We start from the raw sequence: 20,397 nt of genomic DNA on the forward strand, positions 1-20,397 counted from the left end.
CGCCCCGCCCGCGTCACGCGCCCCGCAGCAGCGCCCGGACCCGGTCCGGTCCCGCGGCCCCGGGCGTCGCCAGGGCCGCGAGATCCCCCTCCGCCCGCGCCCGCAGGAGGTCCGCCCCCACGGCCCGCGCCGCCGCGACCGCCTCGCCGAGCCGGTCGGCGGCCCCGCCCTCGTCGCAGGCGAGGGCGCAGAGGCCGCGCAGCCGCAGCAGCATCGGCGCGAACACGGCCTGGCCCGTCTCGGCGATCTCGTCGAGGGCGATCCGGACCTGCTCCCGCGCCGGTGCCGGGTCCCCGCACAGGAGGAGCGCCTCGGCGGCGAGCCCGCGCAGCTGCGGCAGGCCCAGGCGGGTGCGCGTCGCCGCATCGGCGATGTCGCGGAGGATCTCGGCGGCGCGGTCGGCCCGCTCGGGCCCGGTCGCGCCCGACCACGCCAGGAACACCTTGCAGTGCAGGCCCCAGGCCGCGATGGCGTGGGCCCGGCAATAGGCGAAGCCCTCCGCCGCCACCGCCCCGGTCGCGGCCCGGTCGCCGCGGTAATGGTGGACGTAGGCCGCCGCGGCGTAGGCCCAGCCGATGCTCGCCGGATGGCCGAGGCGCCGCGCGTCGCGCAGGTTCGCCTCCGTCATCGCCACGGCCTCGTCGGGATGCCCCTGGACGCAGAGGAGCACGCTCTCGAACCCCGCCGCCCCGACCTGGCAATCCGCCCCGAAGATCGGTGCCAGGCCCCGGTGAGGGTCGGGCCGGTAGAGGCGGCGGACCTCGCCGAAATGCGCCCTCGCGCCCGGCAGGTCGCCGCGGAAGAAGCCCACATAGCCCAGCATGCGGTGGGCTTGGCAGAGATGGGTCGGGTCGCCGGCGCCGCGCGCCAGGGCCAGGGCCTCCCGGGCCGAGGCCTCCGCCGGCCCGAAGCGGGCCGCGAAATGGTGGCCGGAGAACACGCCCCAGAGCAGGGCGAAGCGCTCCTCCGGGTCGGTGAGATGCGCGGCGAGGTCGTGCGCCCGGGCATAGGCCGCCACCGTATCGCCGTGGGCGGGCCCCTTCACCACGTAGAAGGATTGGGCGAGCCCGAGATGGAGCCGCGCCGCGAGCGGGCCGTGGGCCGCCGCTGCCGGCTCCGCCAAGTCCGCCCGTGCCAAGTCCGCCCGTGCCAAGTCCGCCCGTGCCAAGTCCGCCCGTGCCAAGTCCGCCCGTGCCAAGTCCGCCGGTGTCGAGTCCGCCCGCGCGAGATCGTCCAGCCCGGCGCGGAAATGCTGGATCGCCTCCGGGTTGGCGAAGCGTGCCGCCGCCCGCTGCCCGGCCCGCAGGGAGGCGGCGGCGGCGCGCAGGAAGGCCCGCGCCCCGCGCAGGTGATGCGCGAGGGTCTCGGGCTCGGTCTCGGCGAGGTCCGGGCAATCCTCCTCGATCACCGCGGCGATGCGGCCGTGCAGCGCCCGGCGGCTCGCCCGCAGCAGGCTCTCGTAGGCGGCATCCTGCACCAGCGCGTGCTTGAACTGGTAGGTCGCGCCGGCGCCGCCGGGCTGTTCCAGCAGGAGGCCGGCCTGGACGATCTCCGCCAGCGCCGCGGCGATCTCCTCCTCGTCCCGCTCGGCGACCCGCTCGAGCATGCGCCGCGAGAAGGAGCGCCCGAGGGCGGCCCCGACCTGGGCCACGGGCTTGGCGCGGCCGAGGCGGTCGAGGCGCGCCATGATGATGTCCTGCAGGGTCGCGGGCACGCGCGGCGCCTCGCCGCCCCCGTCCCGCGGCCGGTCCGCGGCGTCGCGCTCCTCCAGCACGGCGCTGGTCAGCTCCTCGATGAAGAGCGGCACGCCGTCGGCCTTGGCGACGATGGCGCGCCGCGCCTCGGGCGCGAGGGGCCGGCCGCGCGCCACGCCGCGCACGAGATCCTCCGCCTCCCCGGGGGCGAGGCCCGACAGGGACAGCCGGTGCACGCCGGCCGCTTCGGCCCAGGGCGGCCGCAGGCCAGCCGCTTCGGCCCAGGCCGGCCGGTATTCGGGCCGCGCGGTGACGAGCAGGAGCAGCCGCCGGCCGGCGAGCCGCCCGATGACCAGCCGGGCCAGCTCCTCGGTGGTCGGATCGGCCCATTGCGCGTCCTCCACGGCCATCACCACGGGGCGGCGGGCGGCGAGCCCGATCACCTCCTCGGCGAGGAGGGCCAGGGTCGCGGCCTTGCGCTGGTCGGCGGTCGGCTCCGGCCCGGCCGGGGCGCCGTCGAGGGCCACGGAGAGGAGATGCGCGAGGAGCTCCGCCCCCTCGGCCCGGCGCTCCGGCGCGAGGAGCCGCTCCAGCTTCTCCCGGCGCGCCGCGGGCGGATCCGCGGGGGCGATCCGGGCGATGCGGCGCAGATGGGCGACCAGCGGGTAGAGCGGGCTGTGGGTGTGGCGCGGGGAGCATTGGAGCCCGATGCGGATGACCTCCGCCTCCGCGAGCCGGGCGGTCCAGGCCCGCAGCAGGGCCGACTTGCCGATCCCGGGCTCGCCGCCCACCAGCACGACCTGCCCGCTTCCCCGCTTGGCCTCCTCCCAGGCGGCGGAGAGTCGGGCGAGTTCCTCGTCCCGCCCGACATGGACGCTGCCGTTGCGGCGGGCATCGGAGCGGGCGGCGTCCTCGCGGGCCCCCTCGACCCGCCACAGCACCACCGCCTCGGCGATGCCCTTGAGCCGGTGGGGGCCGAGATCGGTCAGGTCGAACAGGGAGCCGAGCAGGCGGCGGGTGGCGTCCGCGATCAGGAGGGTGCCGGGCGAGGCGACCGCCTGGATGCGCGAGGCGAGGTTCGGCACCTGCCCGACGACCCCGGCGCTGCCCGAGCCGGCGTCCTCGACCACGACGAGGCCCGTCGCGACGCCGATGCGGACCTGGGCCGGTCCCGCGGGCGGGCCCCCGGCGGTCTCGGGCGGGGTGCGCAGGGAGGACATCCGGCGCAGGATCTCCAGCCCCGCCCGCACGGCCGCCTCGACGCTGTCCTCCTGGGCGACCGGGAAGCCGAAGTAGCTGACGACGCCGTCGCCCTGGAACTGCGCCACCGTCCCGCCGTGGCGCCGCACGATCTCGGCGCAGAGGGCCTGGTAGGCCCGCAGCACGTCGCGGAGATCCTCCGGGTCGAGGCGCGAGGCCAGGGCCGTCGAATCGACGAGGTCGCAGAACATCACGGTGAGCTGCCGCCGTTCGGGCGGGCCGGACAGGCCCGCCGCCTCGGCGCGCCGCTCCCGAGCGTGCCGGGCCGACATCAGCTTCCGCCCCGCGCGGCACCGGCGCTCCTGCGCACCGCGGCCCTCACGCTCAACGCACGCCTCCCCGTTGGGCCGCGCCCGGCGGCCGGTCCCGGCTTGGCGCCGGGACCGCAATCCTAACCGGTCTGCTCCTTTCTCACGAAGCGTTCAACCGTGAGGGACCCCTTCGGGGCGGCCACGTTCAGGGAGAAGCGGTGCCGGTCCCAGGCGGGCGGCGCGGCGAGGCTCCACGCGTGGTCGCGCAGCAGCGCCGTGCAGAACAGCCGGGCGGTCGCGAAGGCGGCGTCCTTGCCCGGGCAGGTGCGGTCCCGCGCCGCCACGGTCGCGGTCTCGAGGCCGCGCGGCCAGATCAGGGGACGCCCGCCCGTCGCCGGGTCGAGGAAGCGGTCCGGGTCGAAGCGCTCGGGCCGCGGCACGTGGGCGGGGTCGTTCTGCGCGAAGGGGATCACGCCCATCACGAGCTCGCCCCGGCGGATCGCGAAGGAGCCGGATTCGGTGTCGAGGACGCGGTCGCGCGTGGCCCGCCCGAACACGAAGAAGACCGGCGGGTGCAGGCGCAGGGTCTCGCGGATCACCCGGTCGAGGACCGGCGTGGCGCCCCGTCCCGCCTGCGCGGCGGCCTCGCGGCGCACCTCCTCCTGCCAGGCGGGGTGGAGCGCGAACTCGCCGACCAGGGATTTCAGCAGGTTCTGCAGCCCCAGGAAGCTGTTCATGCCGATCAGGAAGGTGAGCTGCTTGGCCACCACCTCGGGGTCGGGCAAACCCTCCTCGGCCGCCATCGCGGCGATCTCGGGGAAGTCGGGCGCCCCCCGCACGGCGGCGAGCAGGCGCCCGTAGGCGAGGCGCGAGCGGGCGTAATTCGACCAGGGCAGCCATTGCGTGACCGCGGTCAGGCGCTGCGTGAAAATGTGGTTGTAGACGAGGCGGATGTCGGCCGGGTCGAGCGCCGCGCCGATCAGCCAGCGGCCCACGAAGGTGGCGACGAGATCCTCGATCCCGTCCGCGAAGGAGAAGCCGGGGGCCGCGCGCCAGCGGGCCGCGACCTCCGCGAACGTCTCGGCGAAGACCGCTTCCAGGCGCTCCGCGCGCCGCGCGAGCAGCCGCAGGTAGAGGCGCTTGGGGCCGTCATGGGCCTCGCCGCTGCCGAAGATGCTCGGCGGGACGCCGCCGACCAGGGGCAGGGGCGGCACCGCCCAGCCGAACCCGTAATCCTGGATCAGGTCCGCATCGCCGAACAGCGCCCCGATCCCGGTCTGATCGAGCACCGCCACGGTCGGCTTGAACAGGTTGACCCGGAAGACCGTGCTGCCGTGGCGGCGGCGGCGGCGGGCGAAGAACTCCTCCCAGCCGCTCACGACCAGGAAGTCCACCGTATCGAACAGGGTCTTGAGCAGCGGAGGGCCGTAGGAGCCCGGAACCTGTCGCATCGAAGTGCACCCCGGGGTGAAGCGCCAGGGTCGGACCCCGAGCGTGGTCGGTCGAGGACGAGGTGGCGGGCAGCGCCTCGCGGTGCCGGCGCGCCGCCCTGCGGCGGGGCCTCCGGCAGCCACGGCGGTCCGCGCGACCGCTGGCGCGCCGCTCCCGTCGCGGTCATGGGCGAGTCGTCGCCGCCCAAGGGTTTTTCAGGCGGTCCGTGCTGTCAAGGCATGGCGGCCGCGAATGCTGTCCGAATACTGTTTTCCGGAACGAAGCATCTCGGCATCGCGGGTCTCGATCGAGCCCGACGAGGACGGGACGGCGCCCGCCGCTTCGGACCCCGGACCCTGCCTCACGCAGCCCGCGCGCCTCGCTCCGGCGCCGTGGGCCGACGATCAGGACGTCCCGGTCTCAAGGGGTGACGCCGTCGTCCTGCCCTTCACGATGGCGAGGCGGCCGGAGCATCACCGCGCTTGCGGCCCGTTCGTGCCCTCAGTAATTGCACCCGCTCCAGTTGACGCAGGCGACGTAATCGCTCTGACAATTGGGTTTGCCGCTATTCATGCATTTTCCCTTGTTGGTCGCACATTGATCGACGGCTTTCTGATTGCAGTTCCTGTTTGCGCCTGCCGGCTTCTTCTTTTGGATCTGCTGGATCAGCGTATTGCCGAGGCCGGATGCGGCGGAGGGGACCCCCCATCGCGAGGGCGCCGGTCGGCAGGGCGCCGACGGCGAGGAGGCAGGCGGCGGCGATGGCCGCCGAGAGGGGCCGAGTGAGCATGCTGGTCTCGCAGGTCTTCGAACGCCTCGATACGCGAGGCGCCGTAGGATTGCCTGATCGGCAGAGTTTTCGCAACTCGTAAACGCCGGCACTCAGAGTATTGATTGAGATAGCGGCGTTCAGGAGGGTTGCAATGGCAGATTGTCATCGCGCTGAAACATCAATGAAAAAATTTATAGAGCGGATAAAACTGTCTTGAGATGCGCGTGTATTTCTGCATCTCGGTGAGAAACAGCGTATAAAAATAATAAACCAGTAGATAGGTGTGCTGGCGCAGAATGTGGGAAGTGGAATCCGTTCGGGCGACGCGGGTCACGGCGCGGCGCCGGCGAAGCCGACATTCGGGCGCGTCATACGCCATCCGGTTGATGGCTTCGCCATCTCCGATTTCGGCCATGCGGATCTCGGCGTCGCTCAGGCGCCGCGCTCAGGCGCCGCGCTCAGGCGTCGCGCTCAGGCGCCGCGCGGGCTCGTGATCCGGGACCCGCTTCGATCAAGCGGATCCCGTATCATCCCTGCCATGACGGCTCCGTCGCGGCCGGGCGGAGTTGCGGCGAGAGGGCGGGACCGGCCGGATGCCTCACCCGCGCCGGCCGCCAGCCGGGGCGGCCTCGACGTCCCGGCCGGGCCAGATCCCCTGGCGCGCGAGGTCGAGGAGAAGGCCGACCGGCAGGAGGTGCAGCGCCGGGAGGACCGGCAGGCCCGCCGCGTGGAGCAGCTCTCCGGACCAGTGATTGCAGACCCGGAGCAGGCTGAAGCGCCCCTCCGCCTCGTAGAACAGGCTCGGGCCGTACAGGCCGGGCCCCGCCTCGACGGGGCGCCCGTCGCGCAGGCGGAAGCTCCTCGCCAGGGCGGCGGCGAGCCGCGCGAAGCCCCGCGGCGACAGGCGCAGCCGCACGATCCGGGCGGCCGGGAAGCGTGCGGCGGGCTCGCCGTCGATCCCGACCACGTGGAGCACGGAGGAGCGCCCGCCCGGCGTGAACAGGGCCGCGAGCGCGAGCCGCCAGTCGAGGGCGTCGAGCGTCGGCACCTGCCGGTAGAAGCCCGCGTCACCCCAGCCGACCTCCAGGGCGGCGTAGGCGCCGAAGCGTTCGGTCACGCCGAGGAGCGCCCCGGCCCCCTCCCGGGCGGCGGCCCGCGCCAGCGCGTCCCGCGGCAGGACGAGCCCCGAATGCCAGCCGCTCGCGACGAGGGAGATGGTCACCGCCTCCCCGCCGCCCGGCGGGAAGAGGGCCGGATCCCCGGGGTGGGCCGTGGCGGCGATCCCCAGGGCCAGGGCCGCGAGCAGGAGGGCCGGCGTGAGGCCGAGCCGGCGACGCGTCGGCCGGGAGGGCGCGGGAGTGTCCATGGGGGGCGTCATCCGCTGTCCGGACGATCACTTGCGGACAGCGTCTGACACGCCCGGGCGGCGCGTGAGCGACGCCGACATCCGCATGGCCGAAATGGGAGATGGCGACGCAATCCGTCGGATGTCGTATTCCGTCTCGAACAACCGTCCCACCCGCCGGGGCGGCGCGCCAGGGGCGAGGGATCGCCGCCCCGCCTCCGGGGCCGTGAATCGGCTCGCCTGCCGCTGAGCCTCGCCGAGCCGGCGAAGGCCTATCCCTCCAGCCGGGCCAGGGCCTCGCGCACCTTGGCGAGGCGCTCCGCGGCGGCCTCGCGGCGCTCGCGCTGCTCCTCGACCACCTCCTCGGGGGCGCGGGCCAGGAAGTCGGCATTGGCGAGCTTGGCGTCGATCTTGCCGATCTCCCCCTCCAGCTTGCCCTCCTCCTTGCGCAGGCGCGCCACCTCGGCGGCGAGGTCGACCACGCCCTCCAGGGGCAGGGCCGCCACCTCGCCGCGCACCAGCAGCTGGACCGCCTTGGCCGGGCTCTCGGCGACGGCGCCGATCTCGCCGATCCGCCCGAGGCGCCGGATGGTCTCGCCCCAGCGGCCCAGGCGCGCCCGCACCGCCTCGCTCGGGTCGACCAGCACGAGGGGAATCTGGGCGCCGGCCGGCACGTTCGTCTCCGAGCGGGCCGAGCGGATCTCCGAGACGAGGTCGACCACCCAGCCGATCTCGGCCTCGGCCTCCGGCCGGCCCAGGCGCCCGAGATCCGGCCAGCGCCCGAGCGCCAGGAGCCCGCGCTCCAGCCCCGCCTCCCGGCCCTTCGTCGCCCAGAGCTCCTCCGTCAGGAAGGGCATGAAGGGATGGAGCAGGATGCAGATCTGGTCGATCAGGAAGGCCACGGTGGCGCGGGTCTCGTCCTGCGCCGGGCCGGCCTCGCCCTGCAGCACGGGCTTGGCGAGTTCGAGGTACCAGTCGCAGAAGACGTTCCACACGAAGCGGTAGGCGGCGGCCGCGGCGTCGTTGAACCGGAAGGCGTCGAGCGCCGCCGTCACCTCCGCCACCGCGCGGGCGGCCTCGCCGAGCGCCCAGGCGTTCAGGGTCTCGCGCGCCGCCTCGGGGCGGAAATCCGGCGCGATCCGGCAGCCATTCATCTCGGCGAAGCGGGCCGCGTTCCACAGCTTCGTGGCGAAGTTCCGATATCCCTCAACGCGTTGCACCGAGAGCTTGATGTCGCGCCCCTGCGCCGCCATGGCCGCGAGGGTGAAGCGCAGGGCGTCGGCGCCATAGCGGTCGACGAGGTCGAGGGGATCGACCACGTTGCCCTTGGACTTCGACATCTTGGCGCCCTTCTCGTCGCGCACGAGGGCGTGGATGTAGACGGTCCGGAACGGCACCTCGCCCAGCGCGTGAAGGCCCATCATCATCATCCTGGCGACCCAGAAGAAGATGATGTCGAACCCCGTCACCAGGGTGCTGGTCGGGTAGTAGCGGGCGAGTTCCGGCGTCGCCTCGGGCCAGCCCAGCGTCGAGAAGGGCCACAGGCCCGAGGAGAACCACGTGTCCAGCACGTCCTCGTCGCGGCGCAGGGCGACCGGGCGGCCGTGCCGGGCGGCGGCCTTCTCCAGGGCCTCCTCCTCACTCCCCGCCACGAAGACGTTGCCGTCCGGATCGTACCAGGCCGGGATCTGGTGGCCCCACCAGAGCTGGCGCGAGATGCACCAGGGCTCGATGTGCTCCAGCCACTGGAAGTAGGTCTTCTCGTAGGCCTCGGGCACGAAGCGGGTGCGGCCGTCGCGCACCGCCTGCATGGCGCGGTCGGCCAGCGGCTTCACGTCCAGGTACCATTGGTCGGTGAGGTAGGGCTCGATGACCACCCCCGAGCGGTCGCCGTGCGGCACCGCGTGGGTGTTGGGCTCGACCGCGACGAGCCGCCCGCGCGCCTCCATCAGCGCGACCACGGCCTTGCGGGCCTCCGCGCGGTCGAGGCCGTGCAGGGCGAGCGCCTCCGGCTCGGGGGACGCGTTCTCGAGGAACGCCTCGTTGCCGTCGAGGGTTATGCGGGCTTCCTGATCCAGGACATTGATGAGCGGCAGCCCGTGCCGGCGCCCGACCTCGAAGTCGTTGAAGTCGTGGGCCGGGGTGATCTTGACCGCGCCGGTGCCCTTCTCGGGGTCGGAGTAGCTGTCCGCCACGATCGGGATCAGGCGGCCGACGAGGGGCAGGCGCACCGTCCGGCCGATGAGGGCCCGGTAGCGCTCGTCCTCGGGGTGCACCGCCACGGCCGCGTCGCCCAGCATGGTCTCGGGCCGCGTCGTCGCCACCGTGATGGTCTCGCCGGTCTCCCGTCCCTCCTGGTCCACGACCGGGTAGGCGAAGTGCCAGAGATGGCCCTTCACCTCGACCTGCTGCACCTCCAGGTCCGAGATCGCGGTCTGGAACCGCGGGTCCCAGTTCACGAGGCGCTTGTCGCGGTAGATCAGCCCCGCCTCGTGCAGGTCGACGAAGACCTTGACGACGGCCTTCGAGAGCCCCTCGTCCATGGTGAAGCGCTCGCGCGACCAGTCGCAGGAGGCGCCGAGCCGCTTGAGCTGGTTGACGATGGTGCCGCCGGATTCCGCCTTCCACGCCCAGACCCGGCGCACGAATTCGGCGCGGCCGAGGGCGCGCCGGTCGGGCTGCTGGTGCTCGGCGAGGCGGCGCTCCACCACCATCTGAGTGGCGATGCCGGCATGGTCGGTGCCGGGCTGCCAGAGCACGTCCTTGCCGCGCAGGCGCTCGAAGCGGGCGAGCACGTCCTGCAGGGTGTTGTTGAGGGCGTGGCCCATGTGCAGCGAGCCCGTCACGTTCGGCGGCGGGATCATGATGCTGTAGGGGGCGGCGTCGGCGCGGTCGGGCCGGCCGGCCCGGAAGGCCTGCGCCTCCTCCCACTCGGCGGCGATGCGCGCCTCGACGGCGGCGGGATCGAAGGTCTTGTCCATCATGACGGTGCCACCCGCGCCGGGGCGCGCGGGCCGGGCTTCGGGCCGCGGCGCGCCGGCGAAAACGCGTCGAAATCGGAACGGGGCCGGGCCCATGCGGGCGGCCGACCCCCTCACGACGCGCTTTCAGCCGAACCCGGCCCTCCCGTCAACTCTCCCTCGGCGCCGGGGCGGGCGGCGCCTCGGCGCCGCTCCCCTCACCGGCCGCGGGCGACGCGCTCGATCTCGGCCCGGACCAGCCGCTCCACCATGGCGGGCAGGTTGTCGTCGAGCCACGCCTTCAGCATCGGGCGCAGCATGTCCTGGACGAGATCCTCCAGGGTGCGGGCGTTGTTGGTCAGGACCGTGTGGGCGAGCAGGTGGAAGGCTTGGCTCACGCTCGCGTCGGTGTCCTTCGAGATCAGCCGCTCGGGGGCGGGCTCCGGCGCCGGCGCCGGGATGGGCGCGGGCTCGGGCCGCGGCGGGGCGGCGGCCTTCGGCGGGGCGGGCGGCGGCGGGGCGGGCGGCTCGATCTCGATCGCGTCGAAATCCGGCTCGTCCTTGAAGGCGATTTCGGGCTCGTCCTCCAGGGGAGGTTTGCGCACCGGCTCGGCCACGCCGGCGAGGTCGAGGATGTCCTCCTCGTCCTCGGGCTCGGGCTCCGGGACGGGCGCGGGCCTCGCCGCCGCGAGATTCGCCATCTCGGCTTCTTTCTGGTCGTCGGCGATGATGCGGCGGATGGAGGCCAGGATCTCCTCCATCGAGGGTTCCTGCGTCTTGGGGCTCGCTGCGCTCATCGACTTACAACACCAGGAGGGGAGGCCCGGGCCCTCATGCCCGCGGGTCAGTATTCCACGTCCGGCCGCGCAGACAAGCGACCGGGCCCTCCATCACCATGACAGTTTGCCGGTGTGGCGCAGGCGCCATGGCGGACGGTCGCGTCAGCGGCCGTCCGGCGTCCGCACCCCGTACCAGAGATCCTTGACCTGATCGAAGTGCAGCTTGGCACTGTACTGGGCGACCGGCACGTTGATGAAGGCCGTGGTGAGGCGGCCGATCGATTGCACGACCTGGTAGGAGCTGACCACGCGGTCGCGCTGGGCGGCGATCAGGTTGACGCGGGCCGAGAGCAGTTCCTGCTGCGCGTTCAGCACGTCGAGGGTGGTGCGCTGGCCGACCCGGGCCTCCTCGCGCACCCCGTTGAGCGCGACCTCGTTGGCCTGGACCTGGGCCTGCTGGGCGATGACCCGGGCCTTGGCGGCTTCGAGCCCGCCCCAGGCGGTGACGATCGCCGCGCGGACCTGATCGCGGAAGGTCTCGACCTGGATGCGCGTCTGTCCCACCTGCTCCTTGGCCTGCCGGATCGCGGCGTACTCGACCCCGCCCTGGTAGAGCGGCACGCTGAGCCGCGCCGTGACGGCGCCCTCGAACAGTTCGGTATGGGCGAATTGCTGGTCGAAGAGCTTCTGGACGGTGCCGCTGACGCTCACCGTCGGGTAGAGGGCGGCCTCGGCGATCTTGACCTGGGCCTCGGCGACATCCACGGCGTGCAGGGCCGAGATAACCTGCGGGTGCTCGCGCAGGCCGATATCGATCGCGGCGGTCAGGTTGCCCGGGACGAAGCGGTCCAGCGGGCGGCCCGGGGCGAGCTGGCGCGGCTCGACGCCGACGACCTGACGGTAGGTGGCGATGCTGGTGCGCAGGTTCGATTCCGCGAGGCTGACCTGCGAGCGGGCGCCGGCGAGCCGCGCCTCGGCCTGGGCCACGTCGGTGCGGGTGACCTCGCCGACGTTGAAGCGGTCGCGGGTCTGGCGCAGCTGCTCTTCCAGGACCTCGACGTTGTTGCGGTTGAGTTCGAGCGTCGCCGTGTCGGCGAGCACGTTCATGTAGGCCTGGGCCGCGTTGAACAGGATCGTCATCTCGACGTTGCGCAGGCTCTCGCGCCCCCCGAGCACCTGCGATTCGGCCTGCCGCGTCTGGTTGTCGGTGAGAAATCCGTTGAACAGGGTCTGGTTGACGGTCAGCCCGGCGCTGCCCGGCACGATGGTCTGGCTGATGCGCACCCCGCCCTGGGCGCCGCTGGTATTCTGCACGCCGATGGCGGCGGTGCCGCTCACCGTCGGGCGGTAACCCGACAGGGCGCGGGCCACGTTCTCGTCGGTCGCCCGCTGGCCGGCCCGCTGCGAATTGAGCGTCGGGTTGCCCGCATAGGCGCGGGCCAGCGCGGTCTCCAGCGTCTCGGCCGCCGCCGGTTGACCGGCCAGCGCGAGCGCGAGGCCGGCAAGGCCGCCGAGCCGAAGCCCGCGATATGCCCGATGGGATCTGTCGGTCACGCTGCACTCACCCTGTGAGGCCAATGGCCGGCCCGTTCCGCACGCATGCGCGCTCGAACGGTCCGATTCCGCATTCGCCCGCCTCACGCGAACCTTAGCGAATGGCGACCTGGACGGCACCGCCTCGGCGGCCCCTGGTGCCGACTTTGGCCGCCGGTGGCGCATAAAAGCGACACTCGCGGTGGCGGCGGACCCGGTTTTCCCCAGTTGCGCGCAGGTTTGGTTACGCGCACGCCAGGATGGCAGGCGCCGGGACGGGACGCTCGGGACGGGCGCCAGGAGCGCGGGCGTTCAGAACGTGAAGCCGGGTTCCGCCGCGAAGGCGCGCAGGGCCGGGACGGCGGCGTCGAAGAGCGGGCGGGCGCCGAAGGCGTTGCCGGCGCGGACCCAGAGGGTGGCCTTGCCGGTGCGGCCCTCGCCCTGGACGCAGGCGAGGCGCCCGCCATCGGCGAGTTGCTCCAGCAGCGCCTGCGGGCGGCGCTCGACCCGGCCCTCGACCAGGATCACGTCGTAGGGGGCGCCCTTCGGCGCGCCCGCCTCGAGGGGGCCGGTCTCGACGGGGATCGGCTTGCCGGCTGCGGCGAGGCGCTCGCGCGCCGCCGCCGCGAGGCCGGGCAGTGATTCGAGGGCGACCACGGAGGCGCCGAGCCGGTCGAGGAGCGCCGCCCCGTAGCCGAGGCCCGCGGCCACGTCGAGGGCGCGCTCCCCGGGCCGGACGGCGAGCGCCTGGATCAGCCGGGCGAGCACCATCGGCGAGGGCATCGCGCGGGTCTCGCCCTCCTCGCTGCCGAGCACGATCGGCTGGTCGATATAGGCGAAGGCCTCCCGTCCCTCCGGCACGAAGCGCTCGCGCGGGACGGCGTCGAACGCGTCGAGCAGCGCGATGTCGGTCACGTCGAAGGTCCGCAGCTGACAATCGACCATGAGGCGGCGCGCCTGCGCGAAATCGAGCATGGGAGTCTCTGGGGACGGGTGCGGCCAAGCTTCGGGCGACGGCCGAGCCGTCGGGCGAGGGGGGTTGTGGTGGATCGCCTGCCAAAAGGCAAGGTTCGCGCGCGGGCGGGGGCCGGCTGCGGGACGACGGCCGTGCGGGTGGTCCGGTCCGGTCTCGCGGCGCGGCGTGAACGGGCCTCGCGCGCCCTGCCCCGGCCCCGACGCCGGAGCCGCCAGGACGTCACGCTGATGACCCTGGCCTTGAGGCGCGGACCATGCCGCCCCCGGGGCTGCCCGGATCCGGCTCGCGTCGTCGTGTCGATCGTCGTTCTGGAGGCCTCGCCCGGAATCGAACCGGGGTGCAAGGATTTGCAGTCCTCTGCGTAACCACTCCGCCACGAGGCCGTCCGGCGGCGGGGACGAGGCCCGGCCGCGTGCCGGGCGGGCGGCCGCCCGGCGAAGGCTGTTTATCAGAGCCCGGCCCGGCTCCGCAACCGGGGGCAAGCCGGCGAATTTCCGCCTCCTCCGCGGAATCGCGCTTGCGTCCGCCGCCGGGCATGCGCTAAGCGGGCCTCGTCGTTCCCCGATAGCTCAGCTGGTAGAGCAGGCGACTGTTAATCGCCTTGTCGCAGGTTCGAGTCCTGCTCGGGGAGCCATTCCCGCCCGTTCCGTGCCGGTTTTCGCGCCGCCTTGCTCATCCGGTGGCCCGCGCGCTGCGCGCGAGCGGCCGGAGGTTCCGCCGCCAGGGCGCGAAAATTCCCCGGAACTCCTCTCCGTGACCGCGGTTCTTCCTGCAACTTGCTGCGACGCTTCGGGCTGATCAGTCCGGGCCGGCAGCTCCAACAGACAGGAGACCACCATGATCGGATGGGCCATTACGTTCCTGGTCATCGCCCTGGTCGCGGCGCTGCTCGGCTTCGGCGGCATTGCCGGCACCGCGATGGAAGCGGCCAAGATCGTGTTCTTCGTCGCGATCGTCCTGTTCGCCGTCTCGGCCATCTTCGGCCTCGTGCGGGGCCGCTCGCCGAGGGTCTGACCGCGACCGCAGGTGAGATCGGAAAAGGGCGGCCGAGGCCGCCCTTTTTCGTGCCGGCGGCGCGCGAGCGCGCCCTACCGGCGCGCCGCGGCGCGCCCGAAGGGCAGGATGGCGGCCGGCTGGGGCCGCGGCGTCCGCGGCCGCGCCCGCGGCGCGAGCTGGTGCAGGCTGGCAGCGCGGGGGGATTGCGGGGCCGCGCCGTCCTGCGGGGTCTCGCTGACCCGCCGCTCCTCCGCGGCCCGCAGGTCCGCACACCACACCGCCGCGGCGAGATAGCCCCCCGACAGGACCTCGATCGCACTCGGACGCAACGGGTGCACGAATCGGGCGGTGGGGTGCATCGCGACCTCGCCGGGGCTGACGGAGAGTGGTGCGCGCCGCTGCGCGGGTCGGGCGGGCCAGGCAGCCCTCGGAGTTGCGCTGCCTGGCCCGTCGGCCGCGCCCGGCCGTGCAAGGGAGAGTGGACACGGCGGTTGCAGCGCGCAAGGCCAAGCAGGGTTCGTGCCAGATGCGGCGTGAACCTCCCGCGGCGCGCGTCCGGTCATGGATCCCCCCCGGGAGCGCGGCCGTGGCGCGCGGCCGCGCGTCAGGTGTAGTGCGGGTCGCGCCGTTCCGCCAGCGACCCGCCGATCCGCGCCGGATCGGGCCGATCCGCGCCGGATCGGGCCGATCCGCGCCGGATCGGGCCGGTCCGCGACGGATCGGGCCGGTCCGCGCGGGCTCGCGGCGGTCGACCCGCCCGCGGTTGAGCCCTACAACATGACCACAACAGGGCCGCGACGGCGCGCTCGCGAGGTGGTGATCAGATGGCGACAGGACCCTTCGTCTCGACGGATTGGCTGGCCCAGCGGCTCGACGCGCCCGACATCGTGGTGGTCGACGGCTCCTGGTACCTCCCGGCGATGAACCGCGACGCCGAGGCCGAGTACCGCGCCGGCCACATCCCGGGCGCCGTGCGCGTCGACATCGACGCGCTCAGCGACGAGACGAGCCCCCTGCCCCACATGCTGCCGCCCCCGGAGGTCTTCGCCTCGCGGATGCGGGCGCTCGGCATCGGCGACGGCATGACCATCGTGGTCTATGACGGGATGGGCCTGTTCTCGGCGCCGCGGGTGCGCTGGATGTTCAAGGTCTTCGGCGCCCGCGACGTCTCGGTGCTGGCGGGCGGCTTCCCGGCCTGGGTGGCGGGGGGCCACCCGGTCGAGGAGGGGGCGGGAGCGCCCCGCGACCGGCGCCACTTCACGGCCCGCCTCGACCACTCGGCGGTGGCGGATGTGAGCGACGTGCAGCGGGCGCTCGCCGGCTCGGCCCAGGTCGTGGATGCCCGCTCCGCCGCGCGCTTCGCGGGCGAGGAGCCGGAGCCCCGCCCCGGCGTGCGGCCCGGCCACATGCCGGGCGCCCTCAACGTCCACTACGCCGCCCTCCAGGAGCGGGGCATGCTCAAAGATCCGGCAGCCCTGGCGCAGGTCTTCCGCGACGCCGGAATCGACCTCGACCGCCCGGTCGTGACCACCTGCGGCTCGGGCGTGACCGCCGCCGTGGTGTCGCTCGCCCTCGAGAGCCTCGGCAAGCCCCCGCGCGCCCTCTACGACGGGTCCTGGACCGAGTGGGGCTCGCGGGAGGACCTGCCGGTCGCGACCGGGCGCTGAGCCTTCCCGCCGCAGGGAGCCCCCGGCTCGGCGGCGAACCGATGCGCCGTCGCGATCCCGCCCCGCATCCGCGTGATCCCTTCGGGATGGCGGATCGGGGCGTCGCTCACGCGCCGCGCGGGCGCGTGATCCGGGATCCGGGATCCGCTTGGATCAACCGGATCCCGGATCAGTGCAGGATCTGGCTCAGGAACAGCTTCGTGCGCTCGTGCTGGGGCGCGCGGAAGAAGGCGTCGGGGGTGTTCACCTCGACGATCTGGCCCTCGTCCATGAAGATCACCCGGTCGGCGACCTGCCGGGCGAAGCCCATCTCGTGGGTCACGCACAGCATGGTCATGCCCTCGTCGGCGAGGCCTACCATGGTATCGAGCACCTCCTTCACCATCTCGGGGTCGAGGGCGGAGGTCGGCTCGTCGAACAGCATGATCTTCGGGCTCATGCAGAGCGAGCGGGCGATCGCCACCCGCTGCTGCTGCCCGCCCGAGAGCTGGCCGGGATACTTGTGGGCCTGGTTGGGGATCTTGACCCGGGTGAGGTAGCGCATGGCGACCGCCTCGGCCTCGGCCTTCGCCATCTTCTTCACCCAGATCGGGGCGAGCGTGCAATTCTCCAGCACCGTCAGGTGCGGGAACAGGTTGAAGTGCTGGAAGACCATGCCGACCTCGCGCCGGATCTCGTCGATCCGCTTGAGGTCGTTGGTGAGCTCGACCCCGTCCACCACGATGCGGCCGGATTGATGCTCCTCCAGGCGGTTGATGCAGCGGATCATGGTCGACTTGCCGGAGCCGGACGGGCCGCAGACGACGATGCGCTCGCCCCGGCGCACGGTGAGGTCGATGTCGCGCAGGACGTGGAAGGCGCCGTACCACTTGTTCACGCGCTCCAGCGTCACCGCCACCGGGGCCGAGGCGAGGCGGGTCGCGGAGGTGTTGGCGGGCGCGAGGTCCGGATCGATCTCCGGGAGGACGGGAGCGGAGGGCGATGCGGTCATGGGGTCACCGTTCTCTGGGGATCACCGTGTCTGGCCGGCGGCGAGCCGGCGCTCCACGAACAGCGCGTAGCGCGACATGCCGAAGCAGAAGACGAAGTAGAACAGGGCCGCGAAGGCGTAGCCGGTCGTGACCACGGTCGGGGCGGCCCAGTTCGGATCGATGCGGGCGGATTCGATCGTGCGGATGAAGTCGAAGATGCCGACGATCGAGACCAGCGTCGTGTCCTTGAACAGGGCGATGAAGCTGTTGACGATGCCCGGGATGACGATGCGCAGGGCCTGGGGCAGGATCACGAGGCGCATGCCCTGCCAGTAGCTGAGGCCGAGCGAGTTCGCCCCCTCGGTCTGGCCCTTGGGGATGGCCTGCAGCCCGCCGCGCACCACCTCGGCCATGTAGGCGGCCGAGAACAGGGCGACGCCGATCAGCGGGCGCAGCAGCCGGTCCACCGTGATGTCGCCGGGCAGGAAGAGCGGCAGCATCACGTTGGCCATGAACAGCACGGTGATCAGCGGCACGCCGCGCCAGAACTCGATGAAGATCACGCAGGCGAGCCGCACGATCGGCAGCCGCGAGCGCCGCCCGAGGGCGAGCAGGATGCCGAGCGGCAGCGAGGCGACGATGCCCACGAGCGAGACCACGATCGTCACCAGCATGCCGCCCCACAGCGAGGTCGGCACCGTCTCGATCCCGACCAGGGGGAAGCCCGAGAGCAGCGCGTAGGCGGCGAGCGGGAAGACGACGAAGAAGTAGGCGGCGCCGAGGTCGCGCCGCGGCGCGTCGAGCCAGAGCAGCCAACCCACGCCCAGCGCCGCCATGGCGAAGAAGACGTTCACTCGCCAGCGCGCCTCGATCGGGTAGGAGCCGTAGACGAAGTAGTTGATCTTCTGCGCCACGAAGGCCCAGCAGGCCCCGACCGGGCGGCCCAGCACCTCGGGCCGGCAGGCATCCCGGTTCTCGCCGGTGAAGACCGCGTCGAGGACGAGGAAGCGCAGCAGCGGGGGCACGACCAGCACGACGATGACGAGGGCGAGCAGCGTCAGCGCCGTGTTGACGGGGCTCGAGAACAGGTTCGCCCGCGCCCACGCGAGGGGCCCGCTGACCAGGGCCGGGGCCGGGGCGGGCGGGATCGGCTCCCGGCGGATATAGCTCAGCGGAAGGGTCTGGGGTCCGGCGGTCATGCTGGCCTCACCGCTCGATCAGCGCGACGCGCCGGTTGTAGAGGTTCATGCCCGTGGCGGTGACGAGGCTGATCGTCAGGTAGACCGCCATGGTGATCGCCACCACCTCGACCGCCTGGCCGGTCTGGTTGAGGACCGTGCCCATGAAGACCTGGACGAGGTCCGGGTAGCCGATGGCGACGGCGAGCGACGAATTCTTGGTCAGGTTGAGGTACTGGCTGGTCAGCGGCGGCACGATGACCCGCATCGCCTGCGGGATCACGACGAGACGCAGGGTCGGGCCGGGGCGCAGGCCGAGCGCCCGCGCGGCCTCGGTCTGGCCCTTCGCCACCGCCTGGATGCCCGAGCGCACCACCTCGGCGATGAAGGCCGCCGTGTAGATGCTGAGCCCCAGGACGAGGGCGACGAATTCGGGGAAGAGCTGCAGCCCGCCGCGCAGGTTGAAGGTGCCCTTGACGGGCAGTTCGACGGTCACGGGGCTCAGGCCGGCGAGCGCCAGCCCCGCCCAGGCGAGGAGCGGCAGGCCGAGCACCAGGGCGAGGCCGACGAGGCCGACCGGCGCCTGCCGGCCTGTGCGGGCCTGCTCCCGCCGCGCCCTGAACCGGTAGGCGAGCGCCGCCGCGACCCCGATCCCGAAGGCGGCCGGGATCGCCCAGGCATCCGCCGCCAGGATCGGCTTGGGCACGTAGAGCCCGCGCTGGTTGAGGAAGACCGAGCCCGGGAAGGCGAGCGAGTCCCGCGCCCCCGGCAGGGCCGCCAGCACCGCCACGTACCAGAACAGGAGCTGGAGCAGGAGCGGGATGTTGCGCACGACCTCGACGTAGACCGTGGCGAGCTTGGCGAGCATCCAGTTCGGCGAGAGCCGGGCGACGCCGATCAGGAAGCCCAGCACCGTGGCAACCGCGATGCCGATGACGGCGACCAGCAGCGTGTTGAGCAGCCCGACCACGAAGGCGGCGCCGTAGGTCGAGGTCGCCGCCGCGAAGGGGACCAGCGCCTGGCTGACGTCGAAGCCCGCGGTGTTGCCGAGGAAGCCGAAGCCCGAGGCGATGCGGGCGTTGCGCAGGTTCTCGGCCGCGTTGCTGATCGCCATCCAGGCGACGAGGCCGATCCCCAGCAGGAGCAGGATCTGGTAGGCCGCGCCGCGGACCTTCGGGTCGTTCAGCGGCGAGACGCGCGGCGGGCCGGAGGCCGGGGAGGTGTTCGGCAAGGGAGCTGACCTTCTGGCGGGCAGGTCTGGCGGGCAGGTCTGGCGGGCAGGTCTGGCGTGCGGGCGTCGGCGGGGCGGGCTCCCCGAGGGAGTCCGCGCCGTCCGGTCAGCGGATCGGCGGGCCGTATTGCAGGCCGCCCTTCGACCACAGGGCGTTCACCCCGCGCTGGATCTTCAGCGGCGAGCCCTGGCCGACGTTGCGCTCGAACACCTCGCCGTAATTGCCGACGAGCTTGATGATCCGGTAGGCCCAGTCGTTGCTGAGGCCGATGCCCTCGCCGAACTTGCCCTCGGTGCCGAGGATGCGCTTGACGTCCGGGTTGTCCGTCGCCTTGACCATCTGGTCGACGTTGGCCTGGGTGATGCCGGCCTCCTCGGCGTTCAGCATCGCGTAGTGGGTCCAGCGGACGATGTCGGCCCATTGCGAATCGCCGTGGCGCACCGCCGGCCCGAGCGGCTCCTTGGAGATCACCTCCGGCAGCACAATGTTGTCGTCCGGGTTCGCGGCCCGCAGGCGCTCGGCGTAGAGGCCGGACGCGTCGGTGGTGAAGGCGTCGCAGCGCCCGGAATCGTAGGCCTTGAAGGTTTCGTCCGAGGTCGCGAAGGCCACCACCTCGTATTTGAGCTTGTTGGCGCGGAAATAGTCGGCGAGGTTGAGCTCGGTCGTGGTGCCCTGCTGGGTGCAGATCGAGGCGCCGTCGAGCTGCTTGGCCGAGGTGACGCCGAGCTTCTTCTTCACCATGAAGCCCTGGCCGTCGTAGAAGTTGACGGCCGGGAAATCGAGCCCGAGGGCGGTGTCGCGGGACATGGTCCAGGTGGTGTTGCGCGACAGCACGTCCACCTCGCCCGACTGGAGCGCCGTGAAGCGGTCCTTGGCGGAGAGCGGGATGAAGCGGACCTTGGTGGTGTCGTTGAAGACCGCCGCCGCGAGGGCGCGGCAGAAATCAACGTCGAGGCCGGTCCAGCGCCCCTGCGCGTCCGGCACGCCGAAACCCGCCAGGCCCGGATTCGAGCCGCAGGCGATGAACCCTTTCTGCTTGATGCTGGCGAGCGTGGCCTGGGCCTGCGCGGCCCCGGCGGTCAGGCAGACGCTCGCCGTCAGGGCGAGCGCCGCAATGATCCTCTTCATCCGATCCCCGTCTGTCTCGTGAGCGCGGCCGGTTGCGCCGGGAGGCGGCCGGTCCTGCGCCGTGCCTGCCCAAGCAAGGATCCTGCCCAAACCGAGATCCTGCCTCGGCAACCGGCATTCGAGGCGAAGCTCGCTGTCCGGTCAAGAGGTTGCACAACCGCTCGGCGGTGGCGCGGGCCGGCTTGACGCGGGCCGGCGCGCCGGTTTGGGTCGCGGTCTCCTGC

At 72.7% G+C, this 20,397-nt stretch carries 15 protein-coding genes and 2 tRNA genes; 3 read left to right on the forward strand and 14 right to left on the reverse strand.

Annotation, left to right across the window (positions count from 1 at the left end; genetic code table 11):
• Positions 1–13 precede the first annotated feature (13 nt).
• From MET2598_RS0133210 to MET2598_RS0133245, 9 genes are all read right to left on the reverse strand, one after another.
• Complete coding sequence (locus tag MET2598_RS0133210; protein WP_018263766.1) at positions 14–3,226, reverse strand: AAA family ATPase; 3,213 nt, start codon at positions 3,224–3,226, stop codon at positions 14–16.
• A 119-nt stretch (positions 3,227–3,345) separates the two neighbouring features.
• Positions 3,346–4,656, reverse strand: a complete 1,311-nt coding sequence (locus tag MET2598_RS0133215; RefSeq protein WP_018263767.1) for a cytochrome P450 — start codon at positions 4,654–4,656, stop codon at positions 3,346–3,348.
• Between the two features lie 930 nt (positions 4,657–5,586).
• A complete protein-coding gene (locus MET2598_RS41800; protein ID WP_157182313.1) occupies positions 5,587–5,823 on the reverse strand; it encodes a hypothetical protein in 237 nt (78 codons plus the stop codon).
• Between the two features lie 183 nt (positions 5,824–6,006).
• Positions 6,007–6,774 (reverse strand): DUF2459 domain-containing protein, encoded by a 768-nt coding sequence (locus tag MET2598_RS0133220; RefSeq protein ID WP_018263768.1) that lies wholly within the window; start codon positions 6,772–6,774, stop codon positions 6,007–6,009.
• Positions 6,775–7,025: 251 nt separating this feature from the next.
• Positions 7,026–9,737 carry a valine--tRNA ligase gene (locus MET2598_RS0133225; RefSeq protein WP_018263769.1) on the reverse strand — a complete coding sequence of 904 codons (2,712 nt, stop codon included), beginning with the start codon at positions 9,735–9,737 and terminating at the stop codon, positions 7,026–7,028.
• A 194-nt stretch (positions 9,738–9,931) separates the two neighbouring features.
• The gene (locus tag MET2598_RS0133230; RefSeq protein ID WP_198293042.1) at positions 9,932–10,510 is read right to left on the reverse strand and encodes a PopZ family protein; all 579 of its coding nucleotides are present in this window, start codon (positions 10,508–10,510) and stop codon (positions 9,932–9,934) included.
• Between the two features lie 144 nt (positions 10,511–10,654).
• Complete coding sequence (locus tag MET2598_RS0133235; RefSeq protein ID WP_012335543.1) at positions 10,655–12,046, reverse strand: TolC family outer membrane protein; 1,392 nt, start codon at positions 12,044–12,046, stop codon at positions 10,655–10,657.
• A 291-nt stretch (positions 12,047–12,337) separates the two neighbouring features.
• Entirely contained in the window at positions 12,338–13,000 is a 663-nt protein-coding gene (locus MET2598_RS0133240; protein ID WP_012335542.1) for a protein-L-isoaspartate O-methyltransferase family protein, read from the reverse strand.
• 310 nt (positions 13,001–13,310) lie between these two features.
• Positions 13,311–13,384: transfer RNA gene (locus tag MET2598_RS0133245), tRNA-Cys, on the reverse strand.
• A 175-nt stretch (positions 13,385–13,559) separates the two neighbouring features.
• Between MET2598_RS0133245 and MET2598_RS0133250 the strand changes: the two genes are divergently transcribed.
• Both MET2598_RS0133250 and MET2598_RS40205 read left to right on the forward strand, forming a co-directional pair.
• Positions 13,560–13,635: transfer RNA gene (locus tag MET2598_RS0133250), tRNA-Asn, on the forward strand.
• A gap of 203 nt (positions 13,636–13,838) precedes the next feature.
• Positions 13,839–14,015, forward strand: coding sequence for a DUF1328 domain-containing protein (locus tag MET2598_RS40205; protein WP_012335541.1), 177 nt, complete (start codon positions 13,839–13,841; stop codon positions 14,013–14,015).
• Between the two features lie 74 nt (positions 14,016–14,089).
• Here the strand turns inward: MET2598_RS40205 and MET2598_RS0133260 are convergent, their stop codons facing one another.
• Positions 14,090–14,356, reverse strand: coding sequence for a hypothetical protein (locus MET2598_RS0133260; RefSeq protein ID WP_018263771.1), 267 nt, complete (start codon positions 14,354–14,356; stop codon positions 14,090–14,092).
• Between the two features lie 465 nt (positions 14,357–14,821).
• On the opposite strand from MET2598_RS0133260, the gene sseA reads away from it, so the two are divergent.
• The gene (sseA, locus tag MET2598_RS0133265; RefSeq protein WP_018263772.1) at positions 14,822–15,664 is read left to right on the forward strand and encodes a 3-mercaptopyruvate sulfurtransferase; all 843 of its coding nucleotides are present in this window, start codon (positions 14,822–14,824) and stop codon (positions 15,662–15,664) included.
• A gap of 169 nt (positions 15,665–15,833) precedes the next feature.
• On the opposite strand, the gene MET2598_RS0133270 is transcribed toward sseA, so the two are convergent.
• From MET2598_RS0133270 to MET2598_RS0133285, 4 genes are all read right to left on the reverse strand, one after another.
• Positions 15,834–16,655 (reverse strand): amino acid ABC transporter ATP-binding protein, encoded by an 822-nt coding sequence (locus tag MET2598_RS0133270; protein ID WP_012335538.1) that lies wholly within the window; start codon positions 16,653–16,655, stop codon positions 15,834–15,836.
• Between the two features lie 21 nt (positions 16,656–16,676).
• Complete coding sequence (locus MET2598_RS0133275) at positions 16,677–17,834, reverse strand: amino acid ABC transporter permease (protein WP_012335537.1); 1,158 nt, start codon at positions 17,832–17,834, stop codon at positions 16,677–16,679.
• 7 nt (positions 17,835–17,841) lie between these two features.
• Complete coding sequence (locus MET2598_RS0133280) at positions 17,842–19,044, reverse strand: amino acid ABC transporter permease (RefSeq protein ID WP_012335536.1); 1,203 nt, start codon at positions 19,042–19,044, stop codon at positions 17,842–17,844.
• A 106-nt stretch (positions 19,045–19,150) separates the two neighbouring features.
• Positions 19,151–20,173 (reverse strand): amino acid ABC transporter substrate-binding protein, encoded by a 1,023-nt coding sequence (locus tag MET2598_RS0133285; RefSeq protein WP_012335535.1) that lies wholly within the window; start codon positions 20,171–20,173, stop codon positions 19,151–19,153.
• Positions 20,174–20,397 lie beyond the last annotated feature (224 nt).

It is taken from the genome of Methylobacterium sp. WSM2598 (assembly GCF_000379105.1).
Taxonomy (GTDB): Bacteria; Pseudomonadota; Alphaproteobacteria; order Rhizobiales; family Beijerinckiaceae; genus Methylobacterium.